General features: G+C 55.1%; 14 protein-coding genes. 7 read left to right on the top strand and 7 right to left on the bottom strand.

Going from position 1 to position 21,742, the window contains the following annotated elements:
• Window positions 1–4: 4 nt before the first annotated feature.
• Together KRAC_RS16835 and KRAC_RS16830 are read left to right on the top strand one after the other, a co-directional pair.
• Window positions 5–2,326: a Tex family protein gene (locus tag KRAC_RS16835; RefSeq protein WP_007909069.1), complete on the top strand. Its 2,322-nt coding sequence runs from the start codon at window positions 5–7 to the stop codon at window positions 2,324–2,326.
• A gap of 208 nt (window positions 2,327–2,534) precedes the next feature.
• Window positions 2,535–4,379 carry a S9 family peptidase gene (locus KRAC_RS16830; protein ID WP_007909068.1) on the top strand — a complete coding sequence of 615 codons (1,845 nt, stop codon included), beginning with the start codon at window positions 2,535–2,537 and terminating at the stop codon, window positions 4,377–4,379.
• Between the two features lie 173 nt (window positions 4,380–4,552).
• Here the strand turns inward: KRAC_RS16830 and KRAC_RS61750 are convergent, their stop codons facing one another.
• Window positions 4,553–5,359 carry a DUF4397 domain-containing protein gene (locus KRAC_RS61750; protein WP_007909067.1) on the bottom strand — a complete coding sequence of 269 codons (807 nt, stop codon included), beginning with the start codon at window positions 5,357–5,359 and terminating at the stop codon, window positions 4,553–4,555.
• A 704-nt stretch (window positions 5,360–6,063) separates the two neighbouring features.
• Between KRAC_RS61750 and KRAC_RS16820 the strand changes: the two genes are divergently transcribed.
• The gene (locus tag KRAC_RS16820; protein ID WP_007909065.1) at window positions 6,064–6,876 is read left to right on the top strand and encodes a DUF554 domain-containing protein; all 813 of its coding nucleotides are present in this window, start codon (window positions 6,064–6,066) and stop codon (window positions 6,874–6,876) included.
• A gap of 523 nt (window positions 6,877–7,399) precedes the next feature.
• Window positions 7,400–9,712, top strand: a complete 2,313-nt coding sequence (gene ftsH / locus KRAC_RS78255; RefSeq protein ID WP_007909063.1) for an ATP-dependent zinc metalloprotease FtsH — start codon at window positions 7,400–7,402, stop codon at window positions 9,710–9,712.
• A 69-nt stretch (window positions 9,713–9,781) separates the two neighbouring features.
• Here ftsH and KRAC_RS16810 read toward each other — a convergent pair whose 3' ends face one another.
• The 6 genes from KRAC_RS16810 to KRAC_RS16785 all read right to left on the bottom strand — a co-directional run bounded on the left by KRAC_RS16810 (window position 9,782) and on the right by KRAC_RS16785 (window position 16,816).
• Complete coding sequence (locus tag KRAC_RS16810; RefSeq protein ID WP_007909062.1) at window positions 9,782–10,507, bottom strand: CAP domain-containing protein; 726 nt, start codon at window positions 10,505–10,507, stop codon at window positions 9,782–9,784.
• Between the two features lie 293 nt (window positions 10,508–10,800).
• Entirely contained in the window at window positions 10,801–11,733 is a 933-nt protein-coding gene (locus KRAC_RS16805; protein ID WP_274532123.1) for a PP2C family protein-serine/threonine phosphatase, read from the bottom strand.
• A 325-nt stretch (window positions 11,734–12,058) separates the two neighbouring features.
• Complete coding sequence (locus KRAC_RS16800; RefSeq protein ID WP_007909048.1) at window positions 12,059–12,766, bottom strand: type 1 glutamine amidotransferase; 708 nt, start codon at window positions 12,764–12,766, stop codon at window positions 12,059–12,061.
• A 364-nt stretch (window positions 12,767–13,130) separates the two neighbouring features.
• A complete protein-coding gene (locus tag KRAC_RS16795) occupies window positions 13,131–15,386 on the bottom strand; it encodes an alpha-amylase/4-alpha-glucanotransferase domain-containing protein (protein ID WP_007909046.1) in 2,256 nt (751 codons plus the stop codon).
• A gap of 126 nt (window positions 15,387–15,512) precedes the next feature.
• Window positions 15,513–16,109: a zinc ribbon domain-containing protein gene (locus KRAC_RS16790; RefSeq protein WP_007909043.1), complete on the bottom strand. Its 597-nt coding sequence runs from the start codon at window positions 16,107–16,109 to the stop codon at window positions 15,513–15,515.
• A 269-nt stretch (window positions 16,110–16,378) separates the two neighbouring features.
• A complete protein-coding gene (locus KRAC_RS16785; RefSeq protein WP_007909042.1) occupies window positions 16,379–16,816 on the bottom strand; it encodes a hypothetical protein in 438 nt (145 codons plus the stop codon).
• Between the two features lie 438 nt (window positions 16,817–17,254).
• Between KRAC_RS16785 and KRAC_RS16780 the strand changes: the two genes are divergently transcribed.
• From KRAC_RS16780 to KRAC_RS16770, 3 genes are all read left to right on the top strand, one after another.
• A complete protein-coding gene (locus tag KRAC_RS16780; RefSeq protein ID WP_007909041.1) occupies window positions 17,255–18,103 on the top strand; it encodes an SGNH/GDSL hydrolase family protein in 849 nt (282 codons plus the stop codon).
• A gap of 211 nt (window positions 18,104–18,314) precedes the next feature.
• Window positions 18,315–19,076, top strand: a complete 762-nt coding sequence (locus KRAC_RS16775; protein ID WP_007909040.1) for a response regulator transcription factor — start codon at window positions 18,315–18,317, stop codon at window positions 19,074–19,076.
• A gap of 36 nt (window positions 19,077–19,112) precedes the next feature.
• Window positions 19,113–21,512 carry a sensor histidine kinase gene (locus KRAC_RS16770; protein ID WP_007909039.1) on the top strand — a complete coding sequence of 800 codons (2,400 nt, stop codon included), beginning with the start codon at window positions 19,113–19,115 and terminating at the stop codon, window positions 21,510–21,512.
• Window positions 21,513–21,742 lie beyond the last annotated feature (230 nt).

Genomic DNA, 21,742 nt, shown 5'->3' with positions numbered 1-21,742 from the left:
ATCGTTGACGACAGAAGATAAACATGAGACTGTGACGATAGATTCCGCGAAGCTGGAAGAGACGACGCTGTCTCCTCAGGAGATAGCCGCACAACTGAGCTCCGAATTGAATCTACAGCGTGGCCAGGTTGAGCGCACGCTTGGCCTGTTAGACGAGGGCAATACCATTCCCTTCATTGCCCGTTATCGTAAAGAAGTGACCGGTAGCCTCGACGAGGTGCAGATTCAGGCCATTGCCGATAGGGCCGCCTCGTTGCGGGCACTGCATGAGCGCAAGCAGGATGTGCGGCGTTTGATTGATGGTCAGGGCAAGCTTACGCCCGAACTGGCTGCAGCCATCGAAGAGGCAACCACCCTGCAAGCGGTCGAGGACCTCTATCTCCCCTACCGGCAAAAGCGCAAAACGCGTGCGAGCGTGGCACGCGAGAAGGGCCTGGCGCCGCTGGCGGAGATTATTTTGCAGCAGCCTGAGATCTCAGGTGATGTGGAGACGATCCTCGAAGAGCATGCCGCGCCTTTTCTGAATGCCGAAAAAGGTGTGGATACAAGCCTTGAAGCCTTCGCGGGCGCAGCCGATATCGTTGCCGAGATGATCGTTGAAGATGCCTCCGTCCGTGGTGATGTGCGTGCCGCGTATTTCAAGCAGTCTTCTCTCAAGACCAAAGCGCTCGACGAGGAAGAACTGAAGGCGAAGGACCCCCAGGGCGTCTACCAGCTCTACTACGATTTTAACGAGGATGTCACCAAACTGGTGCCTCACCGCGTGCTGGCCTTGAACCGCGCCGAACGTGAGGGAATCTTGCGTGTGGGCGTGAACCTGGCATATGAGCAGGCGAAAGGCGAGATTACCCGCCACTACCCTGCCAGAGCGACCTCGCCCTTTCAGCGAACCCTGGAAGAGGCGATGGAGGATGGCTACAAACGCTTGCTCGCGCCCGCTATGGAGCGCGAGGTGCGCGTAGAATTGACCAAGAAGGCGGAGGCGCACGCCATTCATATCTTCGCCGCGAATCTGCGCAATCTCCTGCTCCAGCCACCCCTGCGCGGCAAGATGGTGTTAGGCCTCGATCCTGGCTATCGCACCGGCTGTAAGGTGACGCTTGTCGATGAAACGGGCAAATATCTCCTCTCGGATACGGTCTACCTGCACCAGGAAGAGAAAGCCAAACGTGTCCTGCATGACATGCTTGTTAAGCACCAGGTGAAAGTCGTGGCCATCGGGAATGGCACCGCCTCCCGCGAGACCGAGCAACTGGTCGCGAGCGTGATTGGTACGATTGAGGAGGAGCGAGGGCAGCACGGCGAGATTGGGTATGTACTCGTTAACGAGGCTGGTGCCTCGGTCTACTCAGCCTCTGAAGCGGCTCGCGAGGAGTTCCCCACCCTCGACGCGACCCAGCGCGGTACTATCTCTATTGCTCGTCGTCTGCAAGACCCCCTGGCTGAGCTGGTCAAGATCGATCCCAAGGCTGTTGGTGTTGGACTCTACCAGCACGATGTCGATCAGAAAGAACTGGCCGAGATGCTGGATCGCGTGGTTGTCTCATGTGTAAACTTCGCGGGCGTCGAGGTCAATTCTGCCTCCTCCGCTCTACTCAAGCACGTCTCGGGCATCAATACCCGTGTCGCCAACGCAATCGTTAAGCATCGCGAGGCTCATGGACCCTTCAAGTCGCGTGACGAGTTGAAGAAGGTCTCAGGCCTGGGACCCGCGACCTTCGTCCAGGCGGCAGGCTTTCTCAAGATTGGGAATGCTGTCGATAGCCTGGATAATACCTTTATCCATCCCGAGAGTTACGAAGCGGCGCGTGCGCTACTGAATATGCTTCCAGGTGATCAGAAGCAGAAACCAAACGAGCGCATCGCCCAGTTCAAGCAATTGATCAAGTTGCAGCACTCCTTTGGGCGTAGCAGCCGTGGACGCGGCGAGGCAAGTGACGAAACCGAGGCCTGGAAGAACATCGCCAAACAGATTGGGGTGGGTATGCCTACGCTGCATGACATCCTGGAAAACCTGGAGAAGCCAGGTCTCGACCCTCGTGATGCTCTGCCCGCGCCGATCCTGCGCCATGATGTGTTAAAGATGGAGGATTTGCAACCAGGCATGATCCTTCAGGGAACGGTGCGCAACGTCGTCGACTTTGGCGCCTTCGTCGATATTGGCGTTAAGCAGGATGGCCTGGTGCATATCTCCGAGCTAGCTGAGCGCTTCGTCAAGGACCCGCTGACTGTGGTAGCAGTGGGCCAGGTTGTCTCTGTGCGCGTACTCAGTATTGACCTCAAGCGCAATCGCGTCCAGCTTAGTATGCGCAACGCCAAACAATAGCGCCTTCTCGCGCAACGAACTCTCAGAGGAAGGGGGGTGTGCATGGAAAAGCGAGCATTGCTTGTTTCTCCATGCACACACCCCTTCGCCCTTTGAGCGACGCAGGCGTGAAAGTCCCGTTGCTGTTGGCCTTGCCGGGTCTCGTTGTCCTATAATAGAGGCATCTCTACGATGAAACTTGATAGCGATGCCCTTGAGAGGTTATAACGTGACAAAAGAAATATATAGTTTTGAACGATATCTCAATGTTCGCTCGGCCACAGGGGCCAGTTTTTCGCCTGATGGTCAGCATATTAGCTTCTTGACCAATATTACCGGAGTTGCGGAAGTCTGGAGCGTCTCTATCGACCAGCCCAATTTGCAGGAGCCAGCTTGGCCGCGGCAGTTGACGTTTCGAGGAGAGCGCGTCTCTGGTGCTACCTTTGCGCCACATGCCGATACACTGCTGGTAAGCGGGGATATCGGCGGCAATGAACGGGCACAACTCTTCCTTTTGAGCGCCGATGGCAGCGAGTTTCGTGCGTTGACCGAGAAGCCCGAGGTCATGCATTCCTTCGGTGGCTGGTCGCCTGATGGAGAGCGTATCGTCTATAATAGCAATGAGCGTGACGCTCGCTTCTTTGACGTTTACGAGATGCAGGTAAGCACCGGAGAATGTCGTTTGCTGCTGGAGCAGGACGGCTCAAACATGCCAGTACGCTACTCTCCCGATGGCAAACAGGTGCTGGTGAGACGGGTGGAGTCGCTGTCACGCAATGCACTTATATTGATAGATATTGATTCTGGCGAGGCACGAGACCTGACGCCAGACCTGGGCGAGGGAGCCGCCTTGCACGCCACTCCCTTCTGGTCAGCGGATCGCAAGGGTCTCTACCTGCTCTGTAATCGGGAGCGCGATTTTCTCTCCCTGGCCTACCTGGACCTGGCCACAACCGAGCTTCGTTATCTCAGCGATATTCCCTGGGATGTGGAGGCGCTGGCCGTCACCAGGGATGGCGCCTCCCTGGCTATGGTGATCAATGAGGATGGTATCTCGCGTCTCGAACTCTTTGATGTTGCGCAAGGCTGGGAGCAGCGCCATGTCTTGCTGGCTCCAACGCTGCCTAAGAGCGTCGTGCTTGACCTGGCGTGGTCGCAGGATGGGGCGAAACTGGCGATTACTCTGAGTGGAGCGGATGAGCCGACCGACATCTGGATCTGGGACATGGCTGGCGGACATATCCAGCGTGCTACCTTGAGTTCAACTGGAGGCATCCCCCGCGCTAGCTTTGTCGCGCCGGCAGTGGTGCGCTACCCCTCCTTTGATGGGCGCGATATTCCCGCGTTTCTCTATCAGCCTGCGGGCGCGCAGAAAAACCTGCCCGTGGTGATCAGCGTGCATGGTGGACCGGAGTCCCAGGAGCGCCCCTGGTTTAACCCTATCTACCAGTATCTCGTGGCGCGTGGCTACGCGGTTCTCGCCCCCAATGTCCGTGGCAGTACGGGCTATGGCTATACTTACCAGAGCCTCGACGATGTGCGCAAGCGGATGGACTCAGTGGCCGATCTCAAGGCCGCCGTTGAATGGCTGCGCGAAAGCGGCATCGCCGATCCTGAGCGGATCGCTGTCTATGGAGGTAGCTATGGAGGCTTCATGGTGCTTGCGGCTGTGACGACCTACCCTGATCTCTGGGCGGCGGCCGTCGATATCGTGGGTATCGCGAACTTCGTGACCTTCCTGGAGAATACTGGTCCCTGGCGCCGCAAATGGCGCGAGGCCGAATATGGCAGCCTGGAGCAGGACCGGGCGTTTCTGGAGCAAATCTCGCCCATTCACGCGGTAGATAAGATTACGGCTCCGCTCTTCGTCGTGCATGGCGCCAACGATCCACGCGTCCCCCTTGGCGAAGCTGAGCAAGTGGTGAATGCCCTGCGCCAGCGCAATGTGCCTGTCGAGTACCTCGTCTTCGCAGATGAAGGACATGGCCTGATCAAGCGCGATAATCGCCTCAAGGCCTATCCAGCAATCGCCGATTTCCTCGACTCCCACGTAAAAGGCGCAGCTGGCAAATAAGCCTGGTTGCTTGATCTGCGTGTGGTCCGGCGCGTGCTTCAGCAGCGCCGGGTCTCCTGTAACATGTGTTCCTGAAGGAGAGAACATGGAGAGGCCCGCCGGTGCATACGTCAGGAGGGCGAGCCTTTCCAGTTTCAAATTTGTGGCGAACGACTGGCCGCGTTCGCGTATCGTTAACGCGTGGGTGACTTGGTCTTCGCAGGCGTTACGGTTTTGGTCGCGGTTCCCGTTGGTGTCTGGCCTGGCTGTGCTGTCGTGCTCTGCGCAACGACAGACTGTACCTTGTAGGTCAGTGGGGGCTGGCCATGCTGCTCTCCGAGCACGAAGACGCTATAGACCTTGCCATCTTTTACATCAGCTTTAATGGGTAGTTTCTTATCAGTTTTGCTTGCCGTCGCATTCAGCGTATAACTTCCAGCCGGAACGGTTATGTAATCGCTGGCCTGCTCATAGTGTAGATCGCTGACAATTTTTTTATTGTCAGAGGTCGTGACGTTGACTGTGCCCAGGTCTGGCGAGAGATGATAGACGCGTATTTTGGCATCTTTGGTACTGCCGGTATTATCATCTTTAAACCCCTTCACCGAGACGTCACCTTGCTTGCTACCAGTAGCCGCGATGGTATAGTAGCCATGCTGCTTGACATTGGCATTGGCCGTGATGACCGCTGCTTTCTCGCCTTTACCTGCCGGGGCAATCTTAATCTCATGTTTGCCGGGTGTGAGCGTTTTGTAGTCCGTCACAGTGCCAAACGAGACGTTGCTTAAGAGCTTCTTTCCATCTACGAATATATCGACGGGACCTGCCTTGGACGAGGCATGCACGATGCGCACATGAGCGTCATTGTCGCGTGAAGCGGCTGAGGCCGAGCGGACGCCCAGTACACAGGCACAGGCAAGCGCGAGCATCGCCAGGGGGATTGTGGCCCGGTAGAGCAGGCTGCCAGTTGCCTGGTGCGATTGCATAGTCTGGTGTCTCATGATAGGCAAACTCCTTGTGTTGGTGTACACATAGCCCCTCGAAGTGGTATGACAGAGGAGACCAGAGGTCATCTATGTTCCCATGTGCATACACGTAAGATGACTATGTTGCCGGCAAGAGTGCTCTTCGATTGACCAACGTACAGGGTGTCAGCCTGCCAGGCTTGCGAGTTGTAAGGCTCACAAGTGTTTGTTTCCCTCCTCACCTTCTTGCATGCGTTCCAGTATAGAGATGGAATAGCAAGCAGAAGATGGTCAAATTCTTTAACCTTTCGACACAGAGATGACATTTCCCCGGTGTTGCCGGCAGGTTGTTTGCTTGTTCGTTAGCAGTATACAGACACAGCAAAATGGTGGCTGAGTTCCTTAGAGGGGAGGGGCGCGATGGAGAAGTGGGAGGAGCCTTTGAAGAGGGCCAGGTTTGTGGCAGGCTCCTCGTGGGTCGATGAATGGGAGGAGGAAATCTCCTATTGCCAGTATCCGGGGAGGGTGTACATGTACTCATCGATATGTGCAGCGCAGGTTGCTGCCCAACGCTGCTAAAGCACGCGTCTACATATCATGGTTATATGTAGACGCGTGCTTTAGCAGCGTTGGGCTACTGATTACCGTCTATGCTTGAGCGCATGCTATGCTAAGGGGATCTAACAGAAGTCTACATCTGACATTGCGTATGCTTTTTGAGAATAAGGAACTTATGAGGAATGCTACTAGCAAATACACTTCTCTCTGATGTGGCGGCCTTGCCGCTGCGTGGAACACTCTTAAACTTTGCTACGGTCATGCTGGGAGGCATCATTGGCCTGTTGATTGGAGATCGTCTCCCCGAGCGGATTAAGCAGGGCGTCATTATTGTGATTGGTATTATGACGATTGTGATCGGGATGAGTAGTGCCTTGAAGACGGAGAACGCCTTGATTCCGCTTCTGGCACTGGTGATTGGCGTGGTGGTGGGGGAACTTCTCAATATTGATGGCGGCATTAACTGGCTGGGCGATTCGCTGAAGCGGCGGGTCGATAAGACGGGTCGCGAGCAACACTTTACCGCGGCTTTTGTGGTGGCGAGCCTGCAATTCTGTGTGGGACCGTTGACGATTCTCGGCTCGATACAGGATGGCCTGACGGGCGACTTTCGCTTGCTGGCTATCAAAGCTATCCTGGATGGCTTTTCCGCGATTATTTTTGCCAGCAGCTTTGGACGAGGCGTGCTTTTTGCCGGGGCAACGGTGCTTATCGTGCAGGGAGGTATCTCGCTGCTGGCGGGCTTGATCAAGCCTCTACTTATCTCGAGTTCTGCCCTGCCCCTGGGAATGCAGCCACGCGTCATCGAGCTTTCCGCCGCAGGTGGGACGATTCTCATCGCCCTGGCGCTCAATATCCTCGGCATTCAGTCGCAGAGTTTGTGGGCGGAACGGATCAAAGTCGCGAACATGCTTCCAGCCCTGCTGATCGCCCCCTTACTGGTAGCCCTGCTCAATATCCTGCACATTCCCCTCGACTTCGGCCTGGGAGGTTAAGATATTACTAGTAATGGGGTGTCGTAAAAAGGCCACTGGCTTTTTACGACACCCCATTACTAGTAATATTCGGCTCTCAAGATGTATCAAGAGATGTCTCTCCTAACGTGTATAGACCATACCATGCATGCGAGAGCCAAAATCTTCATAACTCAAATGTATGGTTTGTTGCGCCCTAAAGACAGGTCAGCAATTCTGCTGAGTTCTCGGCGTTGATTTATAATGATACACATAGAGGTATATTAATTAATTTTCATGCTTTTGAGAAGAAAGTACCGATCCTACCGCTTTTCTCGCTGAAAGCAGTACACTGTTTGTGATTTTCCATAAATGCACACTTTTTTACTTTCAGATGCTTTTTCAAAACGGTCTATTTCCTGCCCTTATGGCAGGATGGATGTGTGCTTCAACTGTTAATAGGTGTTTATGGCCCTCTAACTGGGCTGAAACTGTGTGCTGTATGGACACGAAGGATCAAGCATATTAAGGTCCGGCTGTGTGGTCTTTCCGACGAGGTGTATGAATGGACGACAAGGCGGGTCGCCATAACAAACTGTCTGAGAATACCAGGCAGTGGCAGAGAAGAATTGAGCACTTTGGGCGCAGGCTCCGAAGGCTGCTTCTTGAAGAACGCAGTGTGCTATGTACAGGTGTATTGATCGTGCTGCTCCTGGGGCTTTTGTATATCGTGGCGAGTCAACTCCAACCCCCGACGCCCACGAATACCACGCCTGCCAACGAGACAGCGCTTTCTTATAGTGATTTTGTGAAGCAAGTGGAGGTGGGACATGTCTGGGCGGTGAATATTCGCGGCAATGAGATGAGTGCGCTCCTGAATCAACCACTTTTGGCGAGCACATTGCCAGCCGCCCCGACTACGGCGGAGGTGGCCGCCGAACAGAAGAGCCAGGATATACAGGACTGGAATCGCTATATCGGCACTGGCAATTCGCCCGGGGGGAAGATACTTGATACAGAGCGTGCGGTACATACACAAATGCCAGTAAATGGCGATGAGCAGTTGATGGCCTTGCTTTTGAGCAAGCAAGTGCAGGTGAGGACGATTCCCGTGGCACAAACGGCTGATTGGTTAGTGTATCTATGGCGATTTCTCCCCTTTCTCATTGGCGCGCTGGTCATACTCAGTTACACAATGATGCGTAACCGGCCCAGTCTAGAGAAAACGATTGATGAGCGTATTACGCAGATGGGCAAGAACCGCGTGCGCCGCTTTGAGCGTGCGAAAGAGGTCCCTCGCTCAGGGCATGAGCCACGCGAGGCGCGCAAAGAGCAGAGCCGCGACCCGATCAATGTCACTGGTGGGGAGGCAGTTGCGAAGGCGCGTGTGGCGCGCATTGCTGAAGAGAACCGAGTTACCTTCGCAGATGTTGCAGGTATCGACGAGGTGCGCAGTGAACTGGAGGAGATCGTCGAGTTCTTACGCCGCCCCGAGCGCTATAATCGCCTGGGGGCGCGTATTCCACGCGGAGCCTTACTCGTTGGCCCTCCAGGAACCGGCAAAACCCTCTTAGCCCGGGCGGTGGCTGGGGAGGCCCAGGTTCCCTTCTTCTCCATGAGTGCCTCGGAGTTTGTGGAGATGTTTGTAGGTGTGGGCGCCAGCCGGGTACGCGATCTGTTTAATCAGGCACGACAGGCTTCTCCCAGCGTCATCTTTATCGACGAGATAGACGCGGTGGGGCGCAAGCGCTCTATGCGCATGAGCGGCAACGATGAGCGCGATCAAACCCTGAACCAGTTGCTTGTAGAGCTGGATGGCTTTGATGCGCGCCATGCCGTCGTAGTCCTGGCCGCAACGAACCGGGCCGATATTCTTGATAGTGCCTTGCTACGCCCAGGCCGCTTTGATCGGCGCATTATGGTCTCGCCGCCTGACCGTGTGGGTCGCGAGGCGATTCTGCGTGTGCATACGCGCAACACCCCTCTGGACGCAGACGTGAGCCTTGAGCGGATCGCGCGCATCACCACGGGCATGACCGGCGCGGACCTGGCAAACCTGGTCAATGAGGCGGCACTAAGTGCGGCCCGGCGCAATCTCCCCTGCGTTCCTCATCCCTGCTTTGAGGAGGCCCTGGCGCGTGTACAGCTTGGAGCACTCCGTCCCCTGGTGATGAATGAGCGCGAGCGCCGCATCATTGCCATTCACGAGGGCGGACATGCCCTGGTCGCGCACTACCTACCTGAGGGCGACGTGGTGAACCGTGTGACCATTCTGCCGCGTGGCCAGAGCCTGGGTGTGACCCACTTCATGAGCGAAGAGGACCGCTATAACTATAGTCGCGAATATCTGATCGCGAAGATCGCCGTTGGCCTGGGTGGACGAGTCGCCGAGGAGTTGACCTTTGGTGAGCAGCATGTGACCACGGGGGCCGAGAACGATTTTCAGGTAGTGACGGACCTGGCCCGAAAGATGGTGACGCGCTGGGGCATGAGCAAGCAACTGGGGTTGGTCTTTGCCGACTATCAAGCCGGGGAAGGGGCATATGGGCTGAATATGCGTCACCGTGCGGACCTGCACTCTCGCGACCTGGCCCTGAACGCTCACGGAGAGCCTGTGCTACAAGGAGGCGCCCTTCCGCCTGCACTGCCCATGGCCAACGTCGAGTCCTCGCCTGCCACAGCGAGTGTTGGACTGAGCTTGAATGCCCTTGTGGACGCAGAAGTACTGAGTATTCTCGCGGAGGGGCGCGCGGTCGCCTCCCACATCCTGACCGAGCATCATGCGCAACTGCAACACCTGGCTGCTACCCTGATGGAGGAAGAAGCCCTGGATCGTACACAGTTTGAAGCCCTGATAGGGGCAAAACCACATGCTTAAGGTCAGTGAGAAAAAGCAGCAGGACCGGGCAGCAGCGCTTCTCGGTCCTGCTGCTTTTTCTCACTGACCTTAACTTACCATGTCTTCGGTAAACCAGACCCAGCCGCTGGGATCGACGTAGACGCCAATGCCGATGCGATGAAGTGTTGTGCTGAAGAGGTGAATGCGGTGCCAGCCCGTAGGCGGCTCGTTGACCATGCTCATATGCACTGCGTAGACATTCGTCCAGGGTGGGCTTGATGGCCCCGCCTCGCCAATGTTCTCGCCACAGTCGCTATAGCCTGCGAAACCTTCGTTAGCGATGCGTTGACACTGGTCCAGGCCATCGGGGCAGGTATGGCTGAAGCCACAATGAAACATGTTCCAGCTATGTAAGCGTGCTCCCCCGGCCAGCGTCGTATTCCACTGGTAGGCGTAGAGTCCACGCGCTGCCCGGTCGCTGTTGATCTGATTAAAAAGCTGTTGTGTTAGCTGCTGTTCGAGCGCGGTTAACCCTGGAGGAGAGCCATATGGAGCGGCGCCTGAGCCGGTGGCCGGAATATTGGTGGGTCCGCCTGCGGCCCCTGCTGGCTTCTGGGTAGGTGTAGGCGTGGGTGTCGTGGCTTGTGCTTGTAGGGGGGTATCAGGTGTTGGGGTGGCGTGTTTTTCTTCAATATTGTCACGCGCTATGGTATGAGGTGTATTCTTCCCTCTGACCTCTGGCGCCTGCGATCCACAGGCCGTCAGGAGAATGCTGCTCCACAAGAGGCAGCACACCGTAGCGCATAACACGAACCAGGACGTATTCTTACTCAAGATACTTACCTACCCCTCCTAAGAAGACACGCAATATGAAGATAATTTTGCCAGAGAACCTCTGACTTTATGAAATATGTTTGTTTGCTTGTTCGCGATATAGATGACGAGGACCAGCAATAATAAGACATACAGCGAAAGCGCAAATAAGAGGCGCGCCCGGTCCATGGACGTGGCCTCTTATAGGGTAACGCATTTGTGGGTATCAATGCATACAATTGCCGCTGGTATAGTACTTTTTGTCTGCTGGAAGGCGTGAAAAGCTATACCTGGTCAGCATAGAGCATTGCGCGTTAAAAGCGGCAGGTGATGACGACTGCGCTCATATCGTCGGGCTTGGCGCGAATGGTGGTGCTGCGACTCTCATGTGAGCGATTGAGGGAGTGGCGTACAAGTTCGCGTGCCGTGGTGTCGCGGGGCGTGCTGCGTAGAATATGCTCAATTTCTTCATCGGTGAGATTATCATGAATGCCGTCAGTGCAGAGCAGAACGCGATCCCCTGGTTGAATGCTGATTTCATCGATATGAATGGTTGGTGGCAAGGGGCCGCCCAGGGCCTGGGTGATGCCTCCCCGTAGGCGGAAGTAGCTGAGTTCGGTATCTGAGAGCTGTCCAGCCGTCTGGGCCTGATCTATACGGAGCGCGTTCTCTTCATCAATGATGCGGTTTTCGACGAGCTTGGCCAGCAGACCATCATCCTTGGTGAGGCGCTGCATCGGCTCTTTCTCCCGTGCTAGATAGATACGGCTATCTCCTACATGGGCATAATAGAGAGTGTAGTGGCCTGTCCTGGCCTGGCGAGAGATTACTGCCAGCGCGACCGTCGTGGCGAGATCGTCGGTGCCAGCGCGGCGCGCCCCTTCGGTGCGTACCTGGTCATCGGCATCATAGATGAGTTCTTCTAATAGCCCACAGAAATTAGCCTGCGCTGAGGCTTCTGGAATGGTCAGGACCTTGCGCCCAGGCTGGGACTGGCGCAGTCGGCGTCGCCATTGCTGGAGTGCGGCATAGTGGGCTGTTTGGGAGGCAATCTCACCCGCGGCACTTCCTCCAACGCCATCAAACACTGCGACCAGTCCAGTACGCTCATCCACGAGTACGCTATCTTCATTCCGCGTTGGATGTCGTTCGCAGGCAATAGTACGAAGAGAAAAGGTAAAGGGTGGGAGTGCAGACCCAGAAAAATTTTTTATTGACGGATTGGTATGAATTTTATTCTGCGGCATCTTCGTCGAATGCGGCCTTTCGAGCAATATATGCATAGTCTTGTCCGATGCTAGCGATACTTTCTAGTATATCTCACAGGACTATCAATAGGACTATCAATTATTACGTTACGCAAGAAGCAATCATGCATGCTGTACTGAACAGAGGCATGCTAGCCTCTCTACAGCGTTGCTATGTAAGCAGGAATGACAGCGCATTGTACAACTTACGACTGTTGGTTTATATATAGAAAACCTCTAAGATGCTCTTAAGAATAGGTCATGAGTGCAAGTATAGCAGAAAGAGGGTAGAAAAGAAAAGAGTTTCTGTGTATATCGTTAAACCTCATGCTAAGTCACTTAAGCGCAGGAAGTTGCGAAACAATTGGCGTGAGTGTGCATGATAGGCTGGAAAGTAGGCGCCTGGGTCGCGTTGGATCGCCGCGAGATGGTCGCGGATCTCAGTTGGGGTTTCAGGTTCTAACGAGCGCATCCAGCTTGCCAGGATAGCAGGCGTGACCTCGATATGGTACTGAAGGCCATAGGCGTGCCGCCCATAGCGAAAGGCTTGATGGGGCGCGCAGGTATTACTTGCCAGGAGTTTTCCTTTGCTGGGGAGATCGAAGACATCCATATGCCAGTGGAAGACGCGTTCAAAATCAGGAAGGCCCTCAAAAAGTGGATCTTGCCTACCTGCCTCAGTCAGAGGAATATTAAAGAACCCGATCTCGGCCTGAGTATGCTGGCGAACTTCTGCCCCCAGCGCCGAGGCCAGGAGTTGCCCACCCAGGCAAAGCCCCAGGTAAGGGATCTCGCGTGCTACAAGCTCCCGTAGCCAGGCCTTTTCCTCTACAAAGTAGGGATAGCTCACCTCATCATAGGCCTGCTGTGCGCCTCCCAGGGCGACAACCGCGCTATAGTCACCCAGGGTGGGCAACTGCTTTGAGCGGGTCACGTCGCATACCTCAAACGCTATAGCGTGCTCCTGGAGCAATTCTCCCAGGAAACCAGGCGGGTCTTCACTGTCATGTTGTAAAAGCAGAACTGGTTTCATCCGCGTATAGTCCTTCAGGTGGCCTTGCGCCACATTATTTTTTATATTTGGTTTATTCGATACTATAGGCTGTTGCCGGGTCCGACTTCTCACGCCTGCGGTGCTCGCCTCGGCTGCTGGTGTGGTGGCATCCTGGTAACCACTGGTTGCCAGGATGCCACCACACCAGCAACCTGAAAGAACTTGCCCATGGCGTTCTCTGTGCTAATAAAGAGCTTCTATGATTCTATCACGTCTTTTTACAGGTATGCCCGTAGGCATTAGTACTAATGGAGTGGAACCGGGTCCCAGCCGACGCTGCTAAAGCACGCGTCTACATATCTCGTATCATTCTATGTAGACGCGTGCTTTAGCAGCGTCGCGGCTAGCGTGCCACGCTGGAGAAGAAGGACTCAGTGGCAGCCATGAGTTCGGGCTGGCCCGTCCAGGCCATCTCGACGCTCCAGGTCTCCCCAGGTGCCAGTTCGAGCGGCCAGGTGAGCAACATGCAGCTTCCCTGGTGGGTGCGCTCAAATCCAGCCTCTGAGCCGGTAATCGTGTCCAGCGAGAAACGCCAGAGGGTTGCCGATTTGCTGACTTCTAGCCGCAGGTCTTGTTGCAGCCAGGCATTGCCCATATGCAGCTCCTGGACTTCATGCAGCTCTTCTGTGCCATCAAAGGGCACCCTGGCTGGCTCCTGTTGCTTGAGGTAATAATAGGCCTGCTCGTTTGCGCCACCACCCAGGAAGTTGAGGTTCCACTCGCAGGCGAAGCGCGTCTGCAAGGTGGCCTGGCTCTGATTGGTCAGTTCATAGCGAATACTGAGGCCTTCTTCCCCCGGTGGCAGCACAATCTTTTTGCTGAGATGAAGCGGTAAGGGATTCAGGGCGCCAGCTCGCCGTACGCTTCCGGTGCGTGAGAGAGTGATCTCGGTGCCGGTGGCATCCTGCTTGACCGCGGCCTGGTATGGGCGCTCTACGAAGTCGCCATATTCTTCATAGCGGTTGTGCGCGAAGGAGTTCATGGGGAGTCCTGGTGGCAAGAAATGGTCAACCAGGCTGGCGCGTCGATAACGATCAACGGTTAGATGGCGATCCAGGTCATGCTCTTTAGTACGGATCGCGGTATGGGGCGATGCTGGCTCCTGTACATTGCTCTTCTCATCACTGCTTTTCTTCTCGGTCTGCGCGCTCAGAGCCAACTGCTTGCGGCGCTCCTGTTCATGCTCGCGCAGGGTGCGGTGATAGCTCTCCTCGCGTCGTGATATGACGCTGAGGACATTGTGTGCGCTGCGGCGCATATCCCATTCAAAGAGTGTGCCGCCGCGCTGGGGGTCGAAGTAGAGGTTCTGCTGATCGCTTTCGACGAGCAACTCATCGCGTGTGTCAAAGTCAAAATCGGTGAACGTATACTGCTGCCAGGGCGCGGTGCCGTGCAGCACACGATCAGCCGCGTTCTCCGCCTTGATCAGGTGGTGATAGATGGCTGAGCGCACATGGGTCATGTAGATGCCGCCAAAGAGGCCATGCCAGTAGGTATCGTTGGCCTGGGCCTTCCAGAGATGATGCAGTCCATGCTCGTCGGTTGCGCCCGCCTTATAGACCTTATGGTGGATGTGCTGCATCTTTTTATGCTGGTTATTGATTTCGGGGTAACGCACCAGGAAGTTGCGCCAGAAGCCGCCGCGCATGAATTGCAAGGCCTCGTCCTGGTGCGTCTCTTCGTATTTATGCAGGAGCTTGCCAAAGCTATAGGCCTTGCGCGGAGGTAGCGCCCACTCGCTCATCTCAACATATGAAGCTGTGGGGAGATAGATGCGTCCCAGGGCTGGTTGCTTCTGAGCATACTCGCCCAGGGGGATGGTGTGAAGCCAGGAGCTATGCTCTTCTAGCGCACTAAAGAAGGTCTCGACCCAGCCTGGCTCCGTTTGGGTACCCCAGCAATAGCGATCAGTCTCCGGCCAGCTACCAAACTTCTCGCCATCATCGCCCATGACCAGGATACGGGTGCCATCAGGGGTTGCAAGCGAGCGGAGCGTGTCGATGGTCTCCGCGACAGGGCGCCAGGGGATGGTGTAGCGCAACATCTTATTGGTCGCGTAGACTTTGAGCATGTGGCCTTGATCCTCGGTGGCATAGTAGCCGTAGAGATCGCTATCTTCCTGCCCCACATACTTGAAGTGGACATCATCTACAACCGTCCATTGTATCCCGGCCTCGTGCAGATAACGTGGCAGTGCCGGCTCCCAGACGCGTTCGGCCAGCCACATGCCGCTGGGCGTTATGCCAAAGACCTGCTGCAACTTCTCGCTGAGATGCCGAATTTGCCCAACCTTATCGGCGTCGGGGATAGAGGGCAGGATCGGTTCATAGTAGCCGCCACCGACAATCTCCACCTGCCCGCGCTTTACTAGCTCCGAGAGGCGTTGCAGGAACTCAGGGTGTGCCTCCGTGAGCCAATCGAGTAATGAACCAGTGTAGTGTAGCGAGATGCGTACCCCCGGATGAAGTTCCAGGGCTTTGAGCATGGGTAGATAGGCCTCATGGTACACCTTTTCAAACACCCAGGGGAAGTTTCCGACGGGTTGGTGATTATGCAGGAGAAGGCCGAAATAGATATGATTGTTACTCCCTGTTGGCATTTGCTTTCACCTTGTTGGTCGTAGAAACACAATACTCGTGATCTGGAGGTTACGAGAAAAAGTGAATCTCCTTATTTCAACTATAGTTCCAAAAAAACATAGCGTTTTCTAACAAAAGAGGGCTTTCTATTGATCGCTTGCTTTCGCTACTTTCCGCTTGCTTTCTGGTTTCGTGAGGGGAACGACAATCCTCACCGGATGGACTACCAGAGATGCAAGCACCCCTTTACCATCCTCTACCCCCTTTGCCCAAAAAGCGTCAGGGGCTACTTTGCGTATGATGTTGCCAGCACCGTTCACATCGGCATTGATCTTGCGACCATCGGATGCGTGGTAAAGTCCACGCATCACCCGCTTCCCACTAAACGTGTGCTTCTCATTTTTATTATACGGGTCACGCACTGGCAGCAGGTCCAGGTCGAGCAAACTGGCTTTTGATGTATAGGATTCCTCGACGATCTCGACACGAATGCCAACCAGTTGCGCTTTGTAGGTCAACAGGATTTGTTGGCTCACCTTTGCCGGGAGCGCTTTGTATGCCTCATGAAGCTGCATTCGCCGTTGCATCTCATTGTAGTTGAGATACTTTCCTTCGTGGATGAAGGCTTGACGGATCTCGTACAATGCGGCATTATACAGATTCTTTGATTTGAAGGCTGCTTCATCAATAATAGCATATCGTGGATCACGCCTGTCAATCACATGCTGCTCAACGAGACGCATCTTTTTCGTCTTCTTTCTGTATCTTTTCTGGTACCGCTTATTCCCTTAATAGGTAATGAACATCAAGCGAATATGTTGAGCATCTGGAAGGGTCGCATTATTGGAGAAAGAAACAGATTGTACGCCTGTGCCTTCATTGCTTATTACAATCGTACCATGGCTAAACCCATCAGGGGACGTACACTGGGCCGGAACATTGACTTATGTGATAGAGGACTCCTCCTGAAAGTATCCCTTGAGATAAATCAGAGAGAGGAGAAGACAAAACCTTATGGTCCTCCCTCCAGTCCATAGGGGACATAACAGTTTGTGTCAGAGACGAGATAGATGATGACAACTGTCAGCTTGCTGGAAACATTGGATTGAGAAGCCACTAGGGAGTAAGATGAGCCAAAGAGGGTTGAGATTGCTCCAACGTGAACGAGGGGCCAGTTACCATGCTGTTGGATGTCCTCTTCCTTCCAGCACAAAGGACCGGGGCGTGTGCCTGATGAAGGACTTTGACACCAACCTGCGTGCGCACAGGTTGCGAGATTGGTATAGGTCCGACCTGCGTAGGCGATGCGATAGGGGAGACCCCCTTGTCCTGGTAAGGCAAATCCAAGATGATTCGCCATCCAGGGAAGCTCTAACCAAGAAAGGCTTAGAACAACGATGAGGATTCCCCCTGAGGTGATGACCCAGAGAAGCTTACGCTTTTTCCACATGTTTTTGTCTTCCTTATACAACTTCATACTTCTTTGTTGGAGGAATTCGATTTACCCCAGTATTGCACTGTTTCCCAACCGGAGTATAGAGGATTTTCATTGCGCTCACAAGAGTTTTGTTACGACAGATATTCTCTAGAGGCATCGCCTATCATATGAGTCAATCTCTCGGCTTGCTTAATCATGGAGTTTTTTCTACCTCTGTGTACTAGTTTCTAATACCATGCCTCAGAACTGCACGTTCTCCATATTGAAATTTAGCACCCTTCTACGTGTGCTCCAGAAGCAGCGTGGCACGCATCGCGACGGATTTCTTGCTTGAAATCCGCGCCCTTCCCAGGTATACTCTACCTCAGGATGGATACCTCTCTCCTGTTTAACGTACGAAGGAACGGACGACAAGCTCTCTACTTGTCCATATGACAGGAGTACAAGGACGTGCTTGAAAAGACTTTTTTGCGTAAACAGTTTCCTCTTCGCCGCCTGGCGACCTCCTTGCTATTGGCCATGTTATTGTTCCTCACATTCTCCGTTGGTTCTGCCTCAGTCCATGCGCAAGTGACCCTGGTTGGACCCAAACAGCATTATCTTGCTGTGGGTGACTCACTTGCCTTTGGTTTCCAGCCCGACCTGGATTTTAGTCATGGCTATGCGGACTACCTCTACTCTAACTTGAAGGGGCATGGGACAACGTCACTGGCGAACTTTGCCTGCTCCGGGGAGACGAGTACGACGATGATCAAGGGGGGATGTCCCTATTCCTACCTGCGCAAGTATCCCTATGTTGGCGATCAACTTGATGCGGCCTTGCTCTACCTGTACCTCAATCCTGGCAAGGTCAGTCCGGTGACGCTGGATATTGGCGCCAACGATATCAAAGGCAGCCTCAATACCTCGACCTGTGCCACAGATGTCGCCAGTTTTAATGCCGCACTTGCCCAGCTGGATGCCAACCTGACACAGGTGATCCTGCCCAAGATTCGCGCCGCCCTGACGGTCAATGGGGTCGTGACCGGGGACATTGTGGTAATGAACTACTATGATCCTTACCAGAACATCTGCCCGAACTCCGTGCCCTATACCCAGCTCGTCAACCAGCACCTGGCGCAGGATGTTGCGGGCTATGGGCTACTAGCGGATGTCTTTTCGCGCTTTGGGGGCACTACCACACCCAATCCCAACATCTGTACCTATACCTGGATGTGTAGTGTATTCAAGGATATCCATTCAAAGGACGCGGGCTACCAGGTCATCGCGCAAACCTTTGAGGATACCCTGGGCTATTAGCCCCGCTTGAACACCCTGTAGGCCTTATCTTAGTCAAGAGCTCGAATGCCATCTCACCGCAAAAGAGAGGTCCCATCTCACTGGCGTTCGCGCTCTCCCTGTGTCTTGTGTGCGTATTTTGCTGCGCGCGAACCCTGGGCGAAGGACACAAAACTTGCTATACTGGTGACGCATTGATTTGTGTGATGCGCGATGAGTAAGGCAGGAAGCAATGTCAAGCATAAAGGTGTTACTGGTTGATGATCATGGACCGCTGCGCAAGGCGCTGCGTGAGGGATTAGAGGCGACTGGCAGTGTCCAGGTGGTTGAGGAGGCCGCGACTGGTCGTGAGGCGGTCGCGAAGGCACTTGAGCTCGACATGGATGTGATCTTGATGGATGTGCAGTTGCAGGACCCCCAGGTGGGGCGGAACGCTATGAGCGGTGTCGCCGCCGCCGTGGCCATACGTCGCGAACGACCCCGTATGCCGGTGGTCTTCTACTCCATTCAGGATGACGATGAATACTATCGTGAGTTTCGTGCCGCGGGTATCTTGACGCACTACGCCTATGTCCGCAAGAGTAATTATCTGCTTCCCAGCATGCTGGTGCCGCTTTTGAAGGATGCCGTCAATGGACGGAGCCTGGTGGACCCAGAGATCGAGGACCGCGTGCAGGAGGTGCGTGACCTGGATGAGCAGTCGCCACTCGCCCTGTTGGAGCCGAACGAACTCCGCGTTGCTGAACTGATGGCCCAGGGCATGACCAACGAGCAGATTGCCGCTCGCCTCAATCTGCATGATAAGCGCGCGGTCAGCCGGACTAATGGGCGTATCTATGCCGCCTGGGGCCTGAGCGAGAATGCCGTCGATGATAAGGTAGCTCGCGCTCGGGCGACCCTGATTTACCTCCAGAACCGGCTCATCATGTGGGATGAGCAGGGTACCCCCCTCGTGCAGGATCGACGTGGCGAGTGGGTTCCACTTTTCAAGTAGCTGTATAGCCATGACCACGAACGGTTTTTTGACATTATGCAACTGACACATGTATTTTCTCTGGCGCTCTCCATCTTTAACCTGATGGCTTTCTTATGGCTGGCCTGCACAGTCTGGCTCAATGGCGACCGGCGGAGTATGATTGCGCGCGTGGGTGTGGTCGGGCTGATCCTTTCGGCGCTCTTCTTCTTTATCCATGCCCTGCTGATCTCGGGTCCCTATGCCCAATCGGCCTCGCTGGTCACGGCGAATACCCTCTGGCGCCTGATCTGGCTGCCTGCGCTGGGCGTTCCCTACATCTGGTTTATGATCGGGCTGCACTATGCCTCGCTGATCAATGTCAAATGGGAGCGGCGCCGCCCCTTGTTGCTGCTCTGTAGCGCGCTGCTGGGTGGCAGTGTCCTGCTCTTGCTTGTGCTCAACCAGGCGACCTTTACCTTCGCCAGGTCGATCCGCCTCTTTGCCTATGACGATATTCCACAGGATACCAGTACGGGCTATTTCTCGCCCCTGGTCCTGCTGCCCATCATGTTTCTGGTCTATGTGACGTTCTGCGCCATTGGACCTTGGTTTACGCCAGGCAGGGTGGCACGCCTGCTCAAAGTGCTGCTCTTCTTCCTTATTGGAAAGCGCACGCGCCTACGCAAAGTTTCACTGGGAAACAATATTGTCGATGCGTTCTGGGAGGATAAGACGGAGGCGGAACAACTGGAGGAGCCTGTGCTCTCGTGGCACCAGGCCCGTCCTGGCTTGCTCCTGGCCGCGCTGCTGATGGTGGCCTTAACGACGAGCCTGGGGGTGCTGGGTGTCTGGTCCATGGTCAACTGGCTCAGACATGGAAAAATACAGCCCGTCTCTTTACCAGTCAGCGTGCACCAGGCCGAGATGTTGCCCCTCAATCTGATGATCATCGATATCCTGGCTGTTGGCTGTGTGGCCTGTATTCTACTCCTGATTGGCTATTCTGTCGTACGGCATGGGATCTTAATCGAACGCCCCCTGGCGCGCCGTGGCTTTTTTGAGCAGTGGCGTGGTATCGTGATCGTTTCCTGTGTGGTGGCTGTGGGTATCGCGTGCTTTGTGGCCATTACGCGCAGTAATGTGAGTGGTCTCTTGATTCTGACTTCGCTTGCGACTGGTACTTATGCCCTCTTCACCTGGAGCAACTATACCGCCCACGACCGCTATATCAGCATGCTCCGCCCCTTCCTGCGCAGCACAACGCTTAGTCACTGGCTTAAAACGGACCTGCGCAAAACCGAGCAGAATATGGAGGATCTCTTCTTCCATCTCTGTAAAGACGTCCTGGCTGTAGAGTGCGCGCGCCTGGATGTGCTGGCGGGACCTATCAAACGTCGCTTTAGCTATCGCTGGCACGAGGAAGAGGAGAGCGAGACGCAGGAAAAAACCTTGCTTGAACGCCAGCAGACCACGCCACAACGGGCAGTGAGTGTGCCGAACGAGAGGCGTACCACCCGCCTGCGCAAACCCTATCGAGTGCAAGCCTATCGCATTCAGCTGCGCTTGCAGGGGCGCGAGGCCCTCTGCTGGGTCGTGCCAATCTATGACGACCTGGGCCTGGTGGCGAAGCTCTACCTGGGGCCGCGCGAAGACGGTGCGGGCTTTACCGATGAAGATATGGATCTTGCCCATGCCTGTGGGCAGCGTATTCTAGATACCCTGCGCGATCACGAGGCCATGCTGGCCGTGGCGGGCCTCCTGCGGCGGCGTACGGTCGATGTCAAACTTCTGGGCGCACAACAGCGGCGTGTCCTGCATGATGAGATTCTGCCCCAGATGCACCTGGCCCTGCTCAAACTGGAGACTATGCGTCCCTTCATCATGGGACGCATGGAGGCGATCAGCTCTCAACAGGCCGAGCAGTCCTTCAATGATGCCGTGACGATCATTAGCGATGCCCATCGTCAGCTAGCGGCGATGATGCGTGCCACCGTCACCAGCGCTCCTCACCGCCTGGAGCGTGATGGCATGATGCAGGCCATTCATACGCTGATTACGCAGGATTTTCGCCAGTCCTTTGACGAGGTGGAGTGGCAGGTCCCCGAAGAGACGGCGCGTACCATTGATGACATGGTTCCTCCCGCGATTGCTGAGCTTATTTTTGCCGCCGTACAGGAAGCCTTGCGCAATGCCGCTCGCCATGCGCGTGGTGCCGACGTCCACCGCAAGCTTAAGTTGACCCTCAGCGCCTCTTGCGACCCCGATCTGGAAGTGATTGTGGCCGACGATGGGGTGGGCATCCTCTCCGCCAGCAATACAACGACAGGAACCGGGGGCGGCCTCCTGACGCACAGCGCCTTACTGGCGATTGTTGGTGGGAGCCTGACCATACAGAGTGAGCCATCTCACGGCGTCGCGGTACGTCTCGTCCTTCCTGCCAGCACATTTGCGCCTGGTAGACTCTCCATAATGTAGCTGAGTACGCTCACGTTTCTCCTGGTTGCCAGACTCAGGAATAATTCCAGTGCCTGGCTCCCTTCCCTTGTTCTCCTCTCTTTCGCTATACTGAATACGAGGAGCCATATAACAGGCAGACTGGCCTCGCGCCAGGATTCGCGCCCAGACGCACCTGAAAACGCCTATATGCGCGTCTTGTGGTAAGTTGTAGGGTCCATGCTTGCATGGACTAACTGGTGTTCCAGACA

The organism is Ktedonobacter racemifer DSM 44963 (assembly GCF_000178855.1).
In the GTDB taxonomy this organism is placed as follows: Bacteria; Chloroflexota; Ktedonobacteria; order Ktedonobacterales; family Ktedonobacteraceae; genus Ktedonobacter; species Ktedonobacter racemifer.
Note: the sequence above shows the minus strand (reverse complement) of the source record. Positions and strands in the feature narration are given on the sequence as shown.

Excerpts from the sequence above, each read along its gene's own strand:
- KRAC_RS16775 (WP_007909040.1), top strand. The coding sequence starts at position 18,315 with ATGTCAAGCATAAAGGTGTTACTGGTTGATGATCATGGACCGCTGCGC.
- KRAC_RS16795 (WP_007909046.1), bottom strand. The coding sequence starts at position 15,386 with ATGCCAACAGGGAGTAACAATCATATCTATTTCGGCCTTCTCCTGCAT.
- KRAC_RS16770 (WP_007909039.1), top strand. The coding sequence starts at position 19,113 with ATGCAACTGACACATGTATTTTCTCTGGCGCTCTCCATCTTTAACCTG.
- KRAC_RS16785 (WP_007909042.1), bottom strand. The coding sequence starts at position 16,816 with ATGTGGAAAAAGCGTAAGCTTCTCTGGGTCATCACCTCAGGGGGAATC.
- KRAC_RS61750 (WP_007909067.1), bottom strand. The coding sequence starts at position 5,359 with ATGAGACACCAGACTATGCAATCGCACCAGGCAACTGGCAGCCTGCTC.
- ftsH (WP_007909063.1), top strand. The coding sequence starts at position 7,400 with ATGGACGACAAGGCGGGTCGCCATAACAAACTGTCTGAGAATACCAGG.
- KRAC_RS16800 (WP_007909048.1), bottom strand. The coding sequence starts at position 12,766 with ATGAAACCAGTTCTGCTTTTACAACATGACAGTGAAGACCCGCCTGGT.
- KRAC_RS16805 (WP_274532123.1), bottom strand. The coding sequence starts at position 11,733 with ATGCCGCAGAATAAAATTCATACCAATCCGTCAATAAAAAATTTTTCT.
- KRAC_RS16790 (WP_007909043.1), bottom strand. The coding sequence starts at position 16,109 with ATGCGTCTCGTTGAGCAGCATGTGATTGACAGGCGTGATCCACGATAT.
- KRAC_RS16820 (WP_007909065.1), top strand. The coding sequence starts at position 6,064 with ATGCTACTAGCAAATACACTTCTCTCTGATGTGGCGGCCTTGCCGCTG.